The sequence below is a fragment of the Neobacillus niacini NBRC 15566 genome, from assembly GCF_001591505.1.
Classification (GTDB): domain Bacteria; phylum Bacillota; class Bacilli; order Bacillales; family Cytobacillaceae; genus Neobacillus; species Neobacillus niacini.
The window spans coordinates 43,773-60,770 of the sequence record NZ_BCVA01000010.1 but is presented as its reverse complement, the minus strand read 5'-3'; the positions used below and the strand labels follow the sequence as shown (position 1 = coordinate 60,770).

At 37.8% G+C, this 16,998-nt stretch carries 15 protein-coding genes and 1 riboswitch; of the genes, 9 read left to right on the top strand and 6 right to left on the bottom strand.

Annotated elements, in window-relative coordinates; genetic code table 11:
• The first annotated feature begins 15 nt into the window (after nt 1-15).
• From BANA01_RS10780 to BANA01_RS10755, 6 genes are all read left to right on the top strand, one after another.
• Entirely contained in the window at nt 16-648 is a 633-nt protein-coding gene (locus BANA01_RS10780) for a response regulator transcription factor (protein WP_063253126.1), read from the top strand.
• 129 nt (nt 649-777) lie between these two features.
• The gene (gene efeO / locus BANA01_RS10775) at nt 778-1,626 is read left to right on the top strand and encodes an iron uptake system protein EfeO (protein ID WP_063253125.1); all 849 of its coding nucleotides are present in this window, start codon (nt 778-780) and stop codon (nt 1,624-1,626) included.
• Complete coding sequence (gene efeB, locus BANA01_RS10770; RefSeq protein WP_063253124.1) at nt 1,627-2,919, top strand: iron uptake transporter deferrochelatase/peroxidase subunit; 1,293 nt, start codon at nt 1,627-1,629, stop codon at nt 2,917-2,919.
• Between the two features lie 34 nt (nt 2,920-2,953).
• The gene (locus BANA01_RS10765) at nt 2,954-4,699 is read left to right on the top strand and encodes an FTR1 family iron permease (RefSeq protein WP_063253123.1); all 1,746 of its coding nucleotides are present in this window, start codon (nt 2,954-2,956) and stop codon (nt 4,697-4,699) included.
• Nucleotides 4,700-4,808: 109 nt separating this feature from the next.
• Entirely contained in the window at nt 4,809-6,137 is a 1,329-nt protein-coding gene (locus tag BANA01_RS10760; protein WP_063253122.1) for an oligosaccharide flippase family protein, read from the top strand.
• 85 nt (nt 6,138-6,222) lie between these two features.
• The gene (locus tag BANA01_RS10755) at nt 6,223-6,741 is read left to right on the top strand and encodes an RNA polymerase sigma factor (RefSeq protein ID WP_063253121.1); all 519 of its coding nucleotides are present in this window, start codon (nt 6,223-6,225) and stop codon (nt 6,739-6,741) included.
• A 34-nt stretch (nt 6,742-6,775) separates the two neighbouring features.
• On the opposite strand, the gene BANA01_RS10750 is transcribed toward BANA01_RS10755, so the two are convergent.
• From BANA01_RS10750 to BANA01_RS10735, 4 genes are all read right to left on the bottom strand, one after another.
• Entirely contained in the window at nt 6,776-7,384 is a 609-nt protein-coding gene (locus BANA01_RS10750) for a Bax inhibitor-1/YccA family protein (RefSeq protein ID WP_157411764.1), read from the bottom strand.
• 90 nt (nt 7,385-7,474) lie between these two features.
• Nucleotides 7,475-7,849 (bottom strand): large conductance mechanosensitive channel protein MscL, encoded by a 375-nt coding sequence (gene mscL / locus BANA01_RS10745; RefSeq protein WP_063253119.1) that lies wholly within the window; start codon nt 7,847-7,849, stop codon nt 7,475-7,477.
• A 79-nt stretch (nt 7,850-7,928) separates the two neighbouring features.
• Complete coding sequence (locus BANA01_RS10740) at nt 7,929-9,161, bottom strand: aminopeptidase (protein ID WP_063253118.1); 1,233 nt, start codon at nt 9,159-9,161, stop codon at nt 7,929-7,931.
• A gap of 359 nt (nt 9,162-9,520) precedes the next feature.
• Nucleotides 9,521-10,792 carry an MDR family MFS transporter gene (locus BANA01_RS10735; protein WP_063253117.1) on the bottom strand — a complete coding sequence of 424 codons (1,272 nt, stop codon included), beginning with the start codon at nt 10,790-10,792 and terminating at the stop codon, nt 9,521-9,523.
• Between the two features lie 240 nt (nt 10,793-11,032).
• On the opposite strand from BANA01_RS10735, the gene BANA01_RS10730 reads away from it, so the two are divergent.
• A complete protein-coding gene (locus BANA01_RS10730; protein WP_063253116.1) occupies nt 11,033-13,222 on the top strand; it encodes a DNA topoisomerase III in 2,190 nt (729 codons plus the stop codon).
• A 723-nt stretch (nt 13,223-13,945) separates the two neighbouring features.
• Nucleotides 13,946-15,463: a histidine ammonia-lyase gene (hutH, locus tag BANA01_RS10725; protein ID WP_063253115.1), complete on the top strand. Its 1,518-nt coding sequence runs from the start codon at nt 13,946-13,948 to the stop codon at nt 15,461-15,463.
• Between the two features lie 26 nt (nt 15,464-15,489).
• Here the strand turns inward: hutH and BANA01_RS29895 are convergent, their stop codons facing one another.
• Nucleotides 15,490-15,654, bottom strand: coding sequence for a hypothetical protein (locus tag BANA01_RS29895; RefSeq protein ID WP_169803681.1), 165 nt, complete (start codon nt 15,652-15,654; stop codon nt 15,490-15,492).
• Nucleotides 15,655-16,263: 609 nt separating this feature from the next.
• Nucleotides 16,264-16,351: riboswitch (cyclic di-GMP riboswitch) on the top strand.
• Nucleotides 16,352-16,383: 32 nt separating this feature from the next.
• On the opposite strand from BANA01_RS29895, the gene BANA01_RS29095 reads away from it, so the two are divergent.
• On the top strand, nt 16,384-16,533 hold the full coding sequence (locus BANA01_RS29095) for an anti-repressor SinI family protein (protein ID WP_082799481.1): 150 nt from the start codon (nt 16,384-16,386) through the stop codon (nt 16,531-16,533).
• A 56-nt stretch (nt 16,534-16,589) separates the two neighbouring features.
• Here BANA01_RS29095 and BANA01_RS10720 read toward each other — a convergent pair whose 3' ends face one another.
• Nucleotides 16,590-16,919, bottom strand: coding sequence for a helix-turn-helix domain-containing protein (locus BANA01_RS10720; protein ID WP_063253114.1), 330 nt, complete (start codon nt 16,917-16,919; stop codon nt 16,590-16,592).
• Nucleotides 16,920-16,998 lie beyond the last annotated feature (79 nt).

Genomic DNA, 16,998 nt, shown 5'->3' with positions numbered 1-16,998 from the left:
ATGGAGATGGTGTAAATGATTAGAGTCGTATTTGTTGATGATCATGAGATGGTGAGAATAGGCGTTTCTGCTTATTTATCAGCACAGCCAGATATTGAAGTTGTAGGTGAGGCAGCTGATGGTAAAAGGGGAGTGGAGCTGGCACTTGAGCTCAGACCTGATATCATTTTAATGGATTTAGTCATGAAGGAAATGGACGGGATTGAAGCAACTAGACAAATTATTGAAAACTGGCCAGAAGCAAAAGTTATTATCGTTACTAGCTTCCTGGACGATGAAAAGGTGTATCCCGCACTAGAAGCCGGTGCCACTAGCTATATGTTAAAAACATCAAAGGCAGATGAAATTGCTAATGCCGTTCGTGCTACATACCATGGACAGTCTGTCCTTGAGCCCGAAGTAACAGGAAAAATGATGGTGAAAATGCGCCAGAAACAGCAGCATCTGCCCCACGAAGAACTCACCACCCGCGAAATGGAAATATTAATGTTAATGGCAGATGGAAAAACCAACCAAGACATTGCTGACGAATTATATATTGCATTGAAAACAGTAAAAACTCATGTAAGTAATATACTGAGTAAACTAAACGTCCAAGACCGAACACAAGCAGTCATTTACGCATTTAAACACTCTTTAAAAAAATAACTCCAGAAAAACTTTCCAATCTGAATAGTTGGAAAGTTTTTTATTTACTATTGAAAAATATTATCAATTGCTGTTATGATACTAACGAGAATGATTATCATTATTATCGGTGATGGGGGATATATATATATGAAATTACTAAAGGTTTCAGGAAGTTTATTATTGTCTAGCAGTCTATTATTTGGTTGTGCTAATTCAGATGAAAATTCAGCGAAAGAGACGGTGAAAGAAACAAAGAATACAGTATCAGATTCATTTTCTGTAGTAACGGATGAATACCGAAAGTATGCTATAGGAGAAATTGAAGAATTTGTAAAGGCAACGGAGGCATTTACGACTGCAGTAAAAAATGGAGATGTTGACCAAGCTAAAGCACTATATGCCACGTCAAGAGTGCACTATGAGCGTGCAGAACCGATAGCTGAAGTATTCGGAGATCTTGATCCAAAAATCGACGCCCGTGAAGGAGATGTCCCAGAGGCTGAATGGGGAGGCTACCATCGTATTGAAAAGGGGTTATGGGTCGAAAACACAACTATTGGCTATGAACAATATGCCGAGCAGTTGATGAAGGATGTAAATCTTTTACGAGCAAAGGTGGATACAGTCGAAGTTACGCCTGACCTATTAATTACGGGGGCGGTAGACCTCTTAAATGAGGTATCTACTTCAAAAGTAACGGGGGAAGAGGATCGATATTCTCATACTGATTTATTTGATTTTGCTGCAAATGTAGAAGGTGCGGACAAAATTTTTCAACTTTTAAACCCTGCTTTAAAGGAAAAGGATGAAGAACTTTCAAAGGAAATTCAAATCCGCTTCGATGACGTTTTTAGCTTATTAAATAAGCACAAAAACGATGAAGGATACAAGGTCTATACGGATTTGACGGAACCTGAGATAAAGGAACTTAGTCAAGCCATTGATGCGCTTGCAGAACCACTTTCGGAAATCGGAATTGTAACGGAGGCATTATAAATGTCTAAGAATGAGTACATCATTGAAGGGGAATCTCCTGGAGTGAAGAAAATTTCACGAAGGGATATTTTGAAAACAGCTGGAGTTGGCGGTGCTGGGATTCTAATTGGTGCATCTGGAATAGGAGGCTTGTTGTCTGTTACAGAAGGGAAGGCATCCAGTGTGAAGGTGAGTGACGTTGTCCCATTTTATGGAAGGCACCAAAGTGGAATTACGACAAAAGCACAAAACCATGTTTATTTTGCTGCCTTGGATGTGACAACTACTAGAAAAGAAGATTTAATCATGCTTTTTAAAGAATGGACGCAGGCAGCAGCATTAATGTCTGAGGGGAAACCGATCGGAGAACTCTCTAGTAATGAATTTCTTCCGCCAAAAGATACGGGAGAGGCGGAGGGATTATCAGCCTCTAATTTAACGATTACTTTTGGGGTCGGTCCTAGTCTTTTCGTAAAGGAGAACCAAGATCGTTTTGGATTAAAAAGTAAGCAGCCTAAGGAGTTAAAAGACCTTCCCGCATTTTCATTAGATGCATTAGAAGAGGAATGGACTGGAGGAGATTTATGTATTCAGGCCTGTGCGGATGATATGCAAGTAGCATTTCATGCGGTAAGAAACCTTATTCGAATTGCGAGGGGAAAGGCTGTTTTAAGATGGGCACAGCCGGGATTTCAGCGAACGAAGCAGGCTGATGCAAAAGAAGGAACACCTAGGAACCTGTTTGGCTTCAAGGATGGAAGTGTCAATCCTGATGTAAAAAGTGAAAAACAGATGAATGAACACGTATGGGTTCAGCCGGGTGATGGTCCGAATTGGCTACAGAACGGCAGTTATCTTGTTGTTCGAAGGATTCAAATGTTTATAGAAGTCTGGGATCGTACCAATTTAAAGGAACAGGAAAATACCTTTGGAAGATATCGTGACAGTGGTGCACCCTTTGGGCAAAAAAATGAATTTGACAAACTAGATTTAAATCACAAACAAGCAGACGGAGAGGATACAATCCCTGTAGATTCGCATGTTCGGTTATCACATGGAGATGGATCGCAGCAAATTCTCCGCAGAGGATATTCTTACTCGAATGGAATGGATCTGAAGACGGGGAGCTTTGACGCAGGTCTTCTTTTCTTAAGTTTTCAACGTTCACCAAGTAAACAATTCATTCCCATCCAAAAGAGACTTTCAAAAATGGATAAGTTGAATGAGTATATTTCACATCGAGGCAGCGCCCTTTTCGCCTGTTTACCAGGAACGAAACAGGGAGGTTTTATAGGGGAGACACTCTTTATGTAATGTTTTTCCTATTAAAGAGGAGAGAGATAGATAGATGCAAATGTTATGGAAGCCCTTTATATTATTTTTATCTTTATTCATTATTTTTCAAACTGCCCATCACGTGGCGGCAGCAGAAAACCATGACGAACTGTTTGTACTAATCGGTGATAGTTTAATGAAAGCTAAATCAGGTGATAAGGAAACCGTTTCGAATAACATAGAACAGTTTTCTAAGGAATGGGATAAAATCAAGAATATTAATAGTGAACAGGCAAAATTGGTTGATCAAAATTTAGTAAAGGTTCAAAGTATACTAGCAAAAGGGGAAATAGAAAAAGAGAAACTCTCTAGTAGTCTCTCAGCATTATCAAGTTCTCTGGTAAAGTATGATGCAGAACAAAACCCTATAGATCGCACAGAACAAACCGTCAAAGTAAAAAAAATGCTCCCGCTTCTAGAGAATTTGAAAGCAGCTATTTTGGATGGGAATGTAGCGGATATAAAGATTCAGTATCAAAATCTAATGGATCAATGGAATGCTTCTGAGAAAATCGTTCATGATGAAAGTATTGCTTCTTACGGAAATATTGAAAAATACATGGCTTTAATTCGAATTTCAATTACGCAAAACCCTGTGGATTTAAACAAGGCCGAGACGAATGTAGATCAATTAAAACAAGAAGTGGACAACTTTTTAGCCGGTAAATTTTCAAACCAGGTTAAAGGTGATTTTTCTTTAACTGACCTTTCGACACTATTAAAGAAAACTGAAAAAGAGATAGCCAATAAGGAGTATAAGAATTCTATTCAGCATTTAAATGAAATCCTCAACATTTGGCCAATCGTTGAAGGGGAAGTACAAACGAGAGACAGTAAGTTATATAGTGAAATGGAAACAAAAATTCCAACAGCGATCAGTATTCTAAGTTCTGATAAGGTGAATGGTTCAAAGGCATTGGCTATCGTTAAGGAATTAAATGCGAATTTAGAACCATTAATTAGTAAAACCAATTATTCTTTTTGGGATTCTGCACTTATTCTATTAAGGGAAGGGCTAGAGGGATTATTAATCATTGCTACCTTACTTGCCTTTTTAAAGAAAATGGGCCAGTCTTCTCAACAAAAATGGATTTGGACAGGCGTGGCAGGGGGGATCTTAGCAAGTGCCTTCCTAGCAGTTTTTATCAATATAATCTTTTCCAAGATAACTGCAGCATCCAGTCGAGAATATATTGAAGGAATAACTGGTATATTGGCTGTGGTTATGATGCTATCTGTTGGAGCATGGCTTCATAAAAAATCTAGTATTGACAATTGGAATAAGTATGTAAAGCAACAGATGCAGCAGGCGATTGCAAAAGGAAGCCTCTTTTCATTTGCCGTCATCAGTTTTCTTTCAATTTTTCGTGAAGGGGCCGAGACGATTATTTTTTACACCGGAATAACACCGTATATAAGCATGCAGCAACTTGTACTAGGGATTGTTCTAGCAGTAATCATTTTAGTGATTTTCGGCTTTGCCATTATTTACTACAGTGTAAAAATTCCCATTCATGTATTTTTTAAAGTGGCAACATTTGTGATTTATTTCCTAGCGTTTAAAATGCTCGGAATTAGTATCCACGCTTTACAGATTTCTAAGGTCTTTTCGACGAGCACAGTGATTAACTTCCCGTTTGTTGATTGGATTGGATTGTACCCAACCTGGGAAACCACTGTCCCCCAATTATTGTTAGTGGTTATCATCCTCTTTATGACTTGGGCAGTTAGAAAACAGACGATAGCAAAAAATGTTTAGAAAGGGCAAAGAGCCCTTTTTTTTTATGCTTTTTTTATTTCTCTCTACTATTCAAAGAACTTGTCTCATAGCTTATTAAAAGTGAGATTGTTTTAAAGGGGAGTTCGTGATGGCTATCTTTTACAAAGGAATATTATTTTTAGCTCTATCCGCCTTTTTAGGGGAAGGTGTGGAGTTCTTAGTTAATCTAATACTAGCAAAAGAACTGGGCAAGCATGGATTAGGTTTATATATGTCTATTCTTCCATCGATTTATTTGTTAGTTCTGTTGTCGAGTTTTGAACTGCCGGTTTCCATATCAAAATTTGTTGCTGAGAAAGAGGAAAAGTTTCATCGGAATATTCTTTATCATGCGATTACGATTACCATTATTTTTACTTGTATCCTCTTTTTGGTTGCTATGGTCCTCCTTCCATTTATTTCAGTTTTTAATGGATACCATCCATATACACGCTGGCTGATTATTCTGTTAGTTCCTGTCATTTCTTTTACCTCTGTAGCGCGAGGCTATTTCATGGGAAGGCATCACATGGGTAAGATCGCCATTGCTAATTTCATAAGAAAGTCTATTCAGCTAGTCTTGTTATTTGCTTTATTTCGTTTTTTCCAATTTGACTCAGAAACCGCAGTATTAATTGCGATTGCCTCTTTTATTGGCAGTGAAATAGCTGTATTTCTTTATTTATGTTACATGTTAATCATTCACTTCCAACAATTAAAACGTATGCCCTTTTCAAATTTGAATCGAAAGGCTGTCCGTAAAAATTTAATGGCTGTCTCGGTACCCACAACAGGATTGCGTTTATTCTCAGCATTAACTGGGGCAATACAACCCTTTTTAATCAAGGCAGCATTGGTTAAATCTGGACTCTCTGAAACCATTGCTACTGAACATTTTGGCATGCTTATGGGGGTTGCTGCTTCAATTGGTTTTTTCCCAGCATTTATTGCTCATTCCTTAATGACGGTCTTAATACCCGCAGTTTCTAAAACCTATTCCATGAGAGATTATTCCACACTGCAAAAAATGCTAACACAGGTAATGAGCCTGACATTCTTGTATGGAGTTCCAGCGGTAGTACTCTTCTATCTTTTTGCTCAGCCGCTTACTTCCATTTTCTTTAGTTCATCAATTGCTGCTGTTTACTTACAAATGCTATGGCCGTTCTTTTTATTTCACTTTTTTGTCATGCCCATGCAGGCATTTTTAATTGGTTTAGGACTGATCAAGGAAACGTTTATTCATGGAATTTGGTCGACAATTGTTTCCTTTTCTATTATTATCCTTCTTGCCTCGCGTCCCGAATGGAGGATGGACGGCGTAATTATTGCGATGAATACAGGATCAGTGTTATTGGCACTAATGCATTACTTAAGTATTTGTAAAAAAATCGGCGTATCTATTTTTATGAGGGGCTTAATTCAAAAAAATAATTAAAAAGGTGAGAGTAGAGTGTAGGGGTTAGGCAGTTTTCTTCCGTCTATTAATATGATAAGTGTTAATAGGAAAGAAGGTTTAAAAAATGCGGGATAGATTGACTGATTCTTTTGAATGGATGGTAAAAGAACATGGGAATGCCATCTTTAACTATATATTTTCGTTAGTTAAACAAAAGGAACTTACAGAGGACCTATACCAGGAGGTTTTGATTTCTGCCTATTTAGCGTTTCATAGTATTAAGGAACCATCAAGACTAAAAGGCTGGCTATTTACCATAGCAAGAAATAAGTGTCGGGATTATTGGCGGAAGGAAAATAAAACAAAACAGTTTTGGAAGGAAGATGTGTATTCTTATTCTGCTGCAGTAGAAGTGCCTCCACTTCCGGATGAAGTGTTTTTACATAAAGATTCAGCGGAAAAAATGGCGGAAAGTGTCAAGACGTTACCTGAGATTTATCAGTCTGCTATTTTTTTATATTATTTTGAAGACCTTACATTAATGGAGATATCAGTAAGAAGTAATATCCCAATATCCACAGTGAAAACGAGGATGAAAAGGGGAAAAGAGCACCTTAGACCGAAACTCCAATCCTTTGCATAAGAAAAAGCCGGGAGAGGACTCCCGGCTTCTATTATCAATCCCTAGATGAAAGAATTCCAAAAATCCGCAAAATGCTTACGAATAGATTGATAAAGTCTAAGTATAAGTTTAATGCCATTAAAGGAACCTCTTCAGCACTTACACCATACTGCTTCATCCGATTGAAATCGAATAATACATATCCACTAAAAACTAATACTCCTATGAAAGAGAATGCAAGCATACCAGTTGAGCTTAACGGCATGAAGATATTAAAAATAGAAATGGCAACTAAAGCAAGTAACGCTGCTAATAGGAATCCGCCTAAAAAAGAGAAGTTTCGTTTTGATACCGTTGCATAGATGGCTACGCCCGTAAACACGACTGTAGTACTTCCAAAAGCCATTAACACCACGTTTGCTCCGGCAGTCATTGCATAATAAGAAACAATTGGGTACAACGTAATCCCTGAAATAAAAGTGAAGATATAGAGGAACGTATAAGAAATTGCTTTTTTGCGTCTAAAGAAAAAGGCAATCATCAACAAAACGAATTCAAGAATGGCTAATGGTAGAAATAGTGCCGGCGGTACAAAGGTTCCTATCATAGTCCCAACGAAGGCGATGGCTAGAGAAAGCGCGAATGTCCTAATGACAGATGGCATAAATTCAGTAGATGTTTGAGTATACAATTTACTTCACCTCGAAAATAGTTTATATCTAGAATATACGAAGAAAAGGTCAAGATGTTTCATTTATCTAGAAAAATCTTTTTCTGCTTTTAATAAATCTCGTATTTCAGCAAGAAGTTCTTCTTTCTTATCAATTTGGACCACCACTTTAACTTCTTCTTCCTTCCTTTTAAAACGAGAAAGGAATTTAATAAACATAAATATAGAAAAAGCAATAATTAAGAAATCGATTATTGATTGTAGAAATACCCCATATTTTACTTCTCCAAACGCTAGGTCCGCGACACTAACTCTTCCCACGAGCATCGCAACAATTGGCATAATAATATCTGCAACCAGTGAGGAAACGATTTTACCGAATGCTCCGCCAATCACTACCCCGACAGCGAGATCAATCACATTGCCTCTCATGGCAAACTTCTTAAACTCATTTAACATGAATAAAACCTCCAATTTTTAATTTGAATAATCAGCAAAGAGCAGCTCCTATTCAGAAGCTGCTCCTGTTATTATACCATTAAAATGCCCAATTGCCTTTTCTAAATACTGGTTCGCTTGTTCCATCTGCTTTAATGCCGTCAATGTTCATGTCCTGTGAACCAATCATGAAATCAACATGTGTAATACTGTCATTAAGACCATTTTCTTTTAGTTCTTCAGAAGACATTTGCTTACCGCCTTCAATACAGAAAGCATAAGCGCTTCCGATAGCTAAGTGGTTTGAAGCATTCTCATCAAACAAAGTATTATAGAATAATACGTTAGATTGTGAAATTGGAGAATTGAAAGGAACTAGTGCTACTTCGCCAAGGTAATGTGAGCCTTCATCTGTTTCCACTAAACGCTTTAAGAACTCCTCACCTTCTTCGGCCTTATAATCAACAATTCTTCCGTTTTCAAAAGTCACAGAGAAGCGGTCAATAATATTTCCACCGTAGCTTAATGGCTTCGTACTTGCAACTGTCCCATTTACACCATCACGGTGAGGCACGGTGAAGACTTCTTCCGTTGGCATATTCGCCATAAATTCAAAACCATTTTCATTTATACTGCCTGCTCCAACCCAAAGATGGTTATGTGGAAGTTCGATGGTTAAATCTGTTCCTGGTGCTGTATAGTGAAGCTTTTGATAGCGTCTTTCATTTAAATAGTTAACCTTTTCATGTAGGGTTTCATCGTGCTTCTTCCAAGCTTCCACAGGATTTTCAGTATCAACACGAACAGCTTTGAAGATGGCGTCCCAAAGTAATGAAACTTGTTGTTCACTTGGTGCATCAGGGAAAACCTTTGCAGCCCAATCTGGAGATGGAGCGGCAATCACTGTCCAGCTCACTTTATCAGATTGTGCAGCTTGACGGTATTTAGCCAGCGCCGTTCCAGCAGCCTTTTGGAAGTTAGAAATACGTTCAGGATTAACTCCTTTTAATAAGTCAGGGGTGGAAGAAACAATCGCCATAAAAGCTGCCCCTTGGTCAACAAAGTCTTCCATTTCCTTTGCACGCCAAACAGGATATGTAGTAAAAGCTTCATCCGGTGCTAAATCATATTTTGTTCTAGATACTACATCGTCAGTCCAGTTAACTACCACGTTATCTGCACCTGCAGTATATGCATTTTTCACAACAAGACGGACAAATTCTGCTGCGTCTATAGTAGTATTTATCACCAAAGTTTGACCCTTTTGAATATTTACACCAACCTTCACGGCAAGCTCTGCATATTTCTCAAGGTTTCTTAGAAAATCACTCATCATATAATCTCCCTTTTTTCAAAATCTTCCTTTTTTATTTTAGCCCTTTTAATAGGAAAAAGAAACTGATAGCAGTTTAATACGGGCACTCTAAAATTAGAAAAAAAATCAGTAGGGATGTGAATCTCTACTGTAATTTGCTTCCATAAACTTTTATATTAAAATAAACACCTGCTGAAAATAATACGAGAAATGTAACAATTCCAGACAATGATGTAGGAGACATAAATTGGGACAATTCCATCAAAAACAACCTCCTTATAGTAGAAAACGATTTCAAATTAATTATAAATCTAAACCGCTAAAATGTGTACATTTTAGCACAATTTATTGACATTTTTTTGAACAAAAAAAGGATCCTAATGAGGATCCAATGCGGTTTTCTTTTCAAATGAATAAAACATGAGCCAATATAGCCCTGCGCTTGCAAGTGCTAGAAGGCATAATACAAAAAATGTCCACTCATACCCTATCAAAACCGTCAATGGTATAGATAATGGAGCAATGGTACGGCTGATGGTGAATCGTAAACTGGCAGCAGCAAAATATTGGCCTCTCATATGCTCAGGAGCTAGCTTCGAAACAAAACTTTGTTGAATGCCTGCCCCCATTAACTCTGCAAAAGTAAACACCGCCATCGCGATGATAAATCCCCAAATCCAATTAGTTTGACTAAAGAGGAAAATCGAAATCGCATATATAACAGAAGACAACACAAACACATTTCGTTCTTTATAGCTTCCCATCCATTTCGTAATGACTACCGTTAGCAAAGCAACAAGGAAGCCATTTTCAGCAAGCACAATTCCAAATGCCTGCTCCCCTTTAACGGTAAATGACCAGTCTCCTATTGAAAACAGAGTTTGAAGGTCGATTACATCTTTCATGTAAACAGGAAATAATAAATCCAATTGCATAAAAGTTTGACCAGCTAAGACACCCGCAATGATAAAAAGCAGGAAGGTTTTATCTTTTATGATTAAGGTGTAATCCTTCAGCTGGTTTTGGAGGAAATAGTACCACTTTCGCTCAGCTTTCAATGGATCCACTTTTTGCAACGGTGCTGTTTCCCTTGTCCATTTTGCTAAGATTAACCCAAGCAACATACAAACAATACCGGCAAAGAGCAACGTTTCAAAACGATAGTTCACATAAAAAATTGCCCCTAAAATAGGACCAATTACCACGGCGATATTAATGGAAGTGTAGAAAATGGCAAATACATTACTTCTATCTTTTTCATTAACGACATCTGCTACCATTGCTTGACTGGCAGGCCAATAAAACGAACCAAAAACACCAGCAATAGCGAATGCGATAAATCCCAGCCAAGGTGATTGAAGCCAAGGAGAACTTGCCATAGCAAAAGCTAAGAAAGAAAGACCTTGGCCAAAAGCAGAAAGAACCATCATCCTTTTACGCCCGAAGCGATCGGCACAGTATCCGCCCATTAAGTTCGCGATAACAGAAAATATCTGTGAAAATACCAATAATAAACCTGCTTTGCTTTTACCAAATTCTTCTGCGAAATAGATCGTCAGAAAAGGAAAGAACATCCAAAATGTAATGTTCATCATGGCTTCGCTAAATAAGCGAACCTTTAAATTCGGATCCCAATCTCTAATCCTCATGTTGTACCCCCGAAACCAATATGTATGATAGCGCTTTTTCATCATACTATCCATAAAGAGATAATTACAAGAAAAAAGTAGGTACATAGATATGTAACCTACCCACAAAGGTACAAACCAATGAACCTAATGGTATTTAGCCCTAATCTTTCAAAGCTTGTTTTAAACAGTGCTATTCTGTAAATGAGGTTAAAATATGCTATATTATTAATCAATGGTTCACCGAAAGGATGTTTATAAATGAAAAAAAGTGTAGTTATAGCCGAAAAGCCTTCTGTCGCTCGTGATATAGCACGAGTATTGAATTGTCATAAGAAAGGAAACGGTTTTTTAGAAGGAGATAAATATATTGTTACATGGGCACTAGGACATTTAGTTACCCTTGCAGATCCGGAAGTGTATGACGATAAATATAAATCCTGGAAATTAGAAGATTTACCGATGCTGCCAAACGAGCTAAAGCTTGTTGTCATTAAGCAAACCGGTAAACAGTTTCATGCGGTGAAAAGCCAACTACAACGCTCTGATGTCGGAGAGATTATTATTGCAACAGATAGTGGCCGTGAAGGGGAGCTGGTTGCACGATGGATACTCGATAAGGCAAAGGTTAATAAACCACTAAAACGTCTGTGGATATCCTCAGTTACAGATAAAGCAATTAAAGATGGCTTTGCCAACTTGAAGCCAGGCAAATCCTATGAAAATTTATATTCATCTGCTGTTGCACGGTCGGAGGCGGATTGGTATATCGGTCTTAATGCAACCCGTGCATTAACAACCCGTTTTAATGCCCAGCTAAACTGTGGCCGGGTTCAGACACCAACGGTTGCAATCATTGCGGCGCGGGAAGATGAAATTAAAAACTTCAAACCTCTAAACTTTTACGGGATCGAAGCACAAACAACAGAGAATTTAAAATTGACTTGGCAGGATACAAAAGGAAATAGCCGAAGCTTTGATAAAGAGAAAATCGAAGCAATAGTGAAAAAACTGGGCAAACAAAACGCCATTGTAAAGGAAATTGAGAAAAAGCAGAAAAAATCCTTTTCTCCCGGGCTTTATGATTTAACCGAATTGCAGCGCGACGCGAACAAGATCTTTGGTTATTCTGCAAAGGAAACGTTAAATATTATGCAAAAGCTCTACGAGCAGCATAAAGTCTTAACCTATCCTCGTACAGACTCTCGTTACCTTTCTTCTGATATTGTAGGAACGCTTCCAGAACGCTTGAGAGCATGTGGAGTAGGAGAGTATCGTCCGTTAACCAATAAGATCTTAAGCAAGCAAATAAAAGTATCGAAGGCATTTGTAGACGACAGCAAGGTTTCCGATCACCATGCGATTATTCCTACAGAAAGTTATGTGAACTTCTCAGCCTTCACAGATAAAGAGCGGAAAATTTATGACCTAGTGGTGAAACGATTCCTAGCCGTATTATTCCCAGCCTTTGAGTATGAACAGTTAACTCTTCGTGCAAAAATTGGTGAAGAGAACTTTGTTGCAAGGGGGAAAACCATTTTATCGACAGGGTGGAAAGAAGTGTATGAGAACCGCTTTGAAGACGAGGACGCAGCTGACGACTTAAAGGAACAGATATTGCCTCGGATTGAAAAAGGCGATACCCTTAACGTGAAGTTAATCGTTCAAACAGCAGGGCAAACCAGCCCGCCTGCCCGTTTTAATGAGGCGACATTATTATCAGCAATGGAAAACCCTGGTAAGTACATGGAAACCAATAATAAACAGCTGGCAGAAACGTTAAAATCGACTGGTGGATTAGGAACTGTAGCTACACGTGCGGATATTATTGAAAAGCTTTTTAATTCCTTTTTAATTGAAAAGCGTGGTAAGGACATTCACCTTACTTCGAAAGGACGTCAATTGCTGGATTTAGTGCCTGAAGAACTAAAATCTCCTGCATTAACTGCCGAGTGGGAACAGAAGCTTGAACAAATTGCTCATGGAAAGTTGAAAAAAGACGTTTTTATCAGCGAAATGAAAAAGTATACAAAAGAAATTGTTACAGAAATTAAAGCAAGTAATAAAAAGTATAAGCACGATAATATCTCTACAAAAAATTGTCCAGACTGTGGAAAACCTATGCTTGAGGTAAATGGAAAAAAGGGTAAAATGCTTGTTTGCCAAGACCGTGAGTGTGGACATCGCAAAAATGTTTCGCGCGTCACTAATGCGCGCTGCCCACAATGCAAAAAGAAGCTGGAGCTTCGCGGCGAAGGGGAAGGACAAATTTTCGTTTGTAAATGCGGGCACAGAGAGAAACTAACTGCTTTTGAAGCACGCCGTAAAAAAGAATCGACCGGAAAAGTGGATAAACGTACGGTGCAAAAGTATTTGAAGAACCAAAACAAGGAAGAAGAGCCCATTAATACAGCTTTGGCGGATGCCTTAAAGAAGTTGAATCTGAAGTAAGGAAAATCAATAAAAATATTTTTTAGAAAATGAGGCTTTATATACTAATTTGTATATAAAGCCTATATTGTAAAGCGAACTGTTTTCGGGTGAATTCTTATCACTTATCGGTTGGAGATCAAGTTGAATACCTGAGTCATTAAATAGGCGGAGAAATTCCGCTTAATTCGAAATTAGTAGTAAAAAAGGCATGAATAGACGGAGAAATTCCGCCTATGGGCTCTGAAAATTTGAAAATGAGGGATTTTCCTTGACTTAAGCGGAAAACCTCCGCTTATTAGCCACGTAACGAGCTCCATTCTGCACTTAACCGGAAAGTCTCCGCTTATTTTACCTTTCCTGCTTACTCGATTAAGGATTAGAAAGCTTAAAAAAATCTTATTTTTGTGCATACCGGTGAACCGTATTCCTTCGGCAAGTATTTTTAAGAATAGCACCTCAGAAAGGAACCCTTTAAATTGTAAATAGCAGCAGCCTTTCCTATATTATCTCACTAAAGTGATATCGTGCTAAAATTCTGACAATTCTATTGACAATCAAGCTTTATATCACATACAATAATTATTAATCTAATAGAATTTTAGAATGGAATGATAATTATGAGGCACCACAAAACAAAATTATATCAAAATATGTTTATAAAAGAGGCTGGACTCCAAATCTAACTGAGATGGAATCCAGCCTCTTTCTTTATTCTAATAAAGTGGTAGAGGAGCGAGAAATATGATTATGCTAACAGGCCAAAGTTTAACAATGGACCAAATGAAAGAAGTTTTATATCGAAAAGAGAAGGTTTTGGCTTCGGAAAAAAGTATGGAACTTGTAAATAGGAGCCGTGAAGCCGTAGAGAAGATCGTTTCAGAGCGCAAAGTAGTTTACGGTATTAATACTGGATTTGGAAAGTTTAGTGATGTATTAATCAATAAAGAGCACGTTAGAGATTTACAGCTTAATTTAATTCGCTCACATGCGTGTGGTGTTGGAGAACCCTTTCCGGAAATTGTTTCAAAAGCAATGGTTCTGTTACGTGCTAATGCGCTTTTAAAAGGGTATTCAGGGGTCCGACCGATCGTCATTGAAAAATTATTAGAGTTGGTTAATAAAGAAATCATCCCAGTTATTCCTCAGCAGGGGTCACTGGGTGCGAGCGGTGATTTGGCTCCTCTCTCCCATTTAGCTTTAGTACTTATTGGAGAAGGGGAGGTCTTTTACAAAGGTAATCGATTGGAATCAATCCACGCGCTTCAAATGGAGGGCATTCTTCCCATAAATTTAGAGGCAAAAGAGGGTCTTGCATTAATTAATGGTACACAGGCGATGACCGCCATGGGAGTTGTTGGCTATCTTGAAGCGGAACAGCTGGCGTTTGAAAGTGAACTCATTGCTGCTATGACAATGGAAGGGTTAAATGGAATCATGGATGCATTCGCAGAGGAAGTTCATATAGCACGGGGTTATCAGCAGCAGATAGATACAGCAGCAAGAATCCGTGGTTACTTAAGTGATAGTTTATTAACCAGCGTTCAAGGAGAATACCGTGTTCAAGATGCTTATTCCCTACGGTGTATTCCACAAGTACATGGAGCATCCTGGCAGGCTCTTGATTATGTAAAAGAAAAATTGGAAATTGAAATGAATGCTGCTACAGACAATCCACTCATATTCGATGATGGGGAAAAGGTTATTTCTGGCGGGAATTTCCATGGGCAGCCAATCGCTTTTGCGATGGACTTTATGAAAATCGCAGTTGCCGAGCTTGCGAATATTTCCGAAAGACGGATTGAAAGATTAGTAAATCCACAGTTGAACGATTTGCCGCCTTTCTTAAGCCCTGAGCCTGGTTTGCAGTCTGGAGCGATGATTATGCAATACGCTGCGGCTTCGTTGGTATCAGAAAATAAAACACTAGCACACCCAGCAAGTGTCGATTCCATTCCATCTTCTGCAAATCAAGAAGACCATGTAAGTATGGGAACGATTGCCTCTAGACATGCCTATCAAATTATTCAAAATGCCCGAAGAGTGCTGGCGATTGAACTAATTTGTGCCATGCAGGCGGTTGAAATTCGCGGAATAGAAAAAATGGCCAGCCAGACCAAGAAGGTGTACGAGATAGGAAGGGAACTGGTTCCTTCGATAAAGAAGGATCGGATTTTTTCTAAAGATATCGAAATGGCTGCGGCAGGTCTAAAAGAATGGAACTTAAGGAAGCTCCTTCAAAAAGCTGATAATGTAAAATAAGTAAAAAAGGCGTGAAATTCACGCCTTTATTCTACGTCTTTCGTTTCCACTCTATTCTTAAATGCTTCTTGAACTACAATAAACTCCTCATCCCCAATGGCATCCTTAGAATGTTTTTCAACTAAGTTATCTTTAGGCAAATTTCCAGGATGACCTTTCTTTTTATGGTTAAAATGTTCTCCACGTGCCAAATGAAACACTCCTTTCGTCTTCGAATGTATCATTCCCAAACGAAGGAAATTTATTAGTGAAGATAGAAGGAGAGAGGATTATTTATCTTCTATTTTTCATCAGACTTTGCAGGCTTGCACATACGATCTAGAAGGTAACCAAAAAACACCATAAAGGCAATTGGAATAGCGTAATTCAACACATGAATGGTTGTCATTGATCTGGATCACCACCATTATTTGAATATTTGTAATATTTAGTATATTTTAAAGGTAATAATAGAAGTTGTCAATTGTCACAAAGTAGACAAATTTCACTGTGTTTTCTTTTGTAGCATTTTAAATAAACTTCATATAGGTACAATAACCTAATTTCGACTGTAGGCCCTTCCTTTTTCCAATAAACTTCCATCTGATTAGTTGAAGTTAGAACGTATGGGAAATTTTTAATGGATTTTTTGTAGAAAATTGAATTATTTTGTGTTAAAAAATGATTAGAAAAATTGAAATATCTGACAAAAAACAACAATATACTATAAAAGTACTATATATAATAAATAAAGTAATGATGAATTAGGAATACTTGTCTATTTAATATACTGAATAATCAATGATTTATGTGTAATATGAAACAGAAAAGGGCAAACCTATTGAAAAATTGGGACGCAAAGCCGAGGATCTAAGGTATAACTTTTACTATGATGGCCGGGCTGCCTGGAATACGAATATGTATTTTGGGAGTGAGCGAGAGTGGCAATAGCTGATAGTATCAACAATGGAATGGACGCAGAATGGTTAGCTCTTATTTTAGAAGCAAAGGAGCTAGGAATATCAAAGGAGACAATTCTTAATTTCCTCCATCAGAACGAAGTCAGAGAGGGCGTACTTAAGAATCGCTGATTTACATAAAAAAAACAAAGCATACTACAAAAAAATAAGTAGTATGCTTTGTTTTATTATTCGTTATTGTTTTGACCAATTCGCCACTTATTGAATTCAATAAAATCACGGAATTGTTCCTTTGAAACACCTGATTCCATCGCTTCTTTTACAATGTTCATCCAATCACTATCTAATTCTTCTTTATTAATGTGTTCATTTATTAAATGATCAACTGGAACGTTTAATACAGAAGAAATTTTTTCAAGGAATTGAATAGATGGATTTCTTTGCAGGTTTCTTTCAAGAGAGCTTAAATAAGATTTAGCAACTCCAGCCTGCTCCGCAAGTTCTGATAATGACATCCTTTTTTCTAACCGTAGTTTTTTAACACGATCACCTATCATTGGGCTCACACACCTATTTTTATTATGGCTGTAATAATTTTATCAGAAAAGCTGAGAAAGTTCCATATTAAGAACAAGT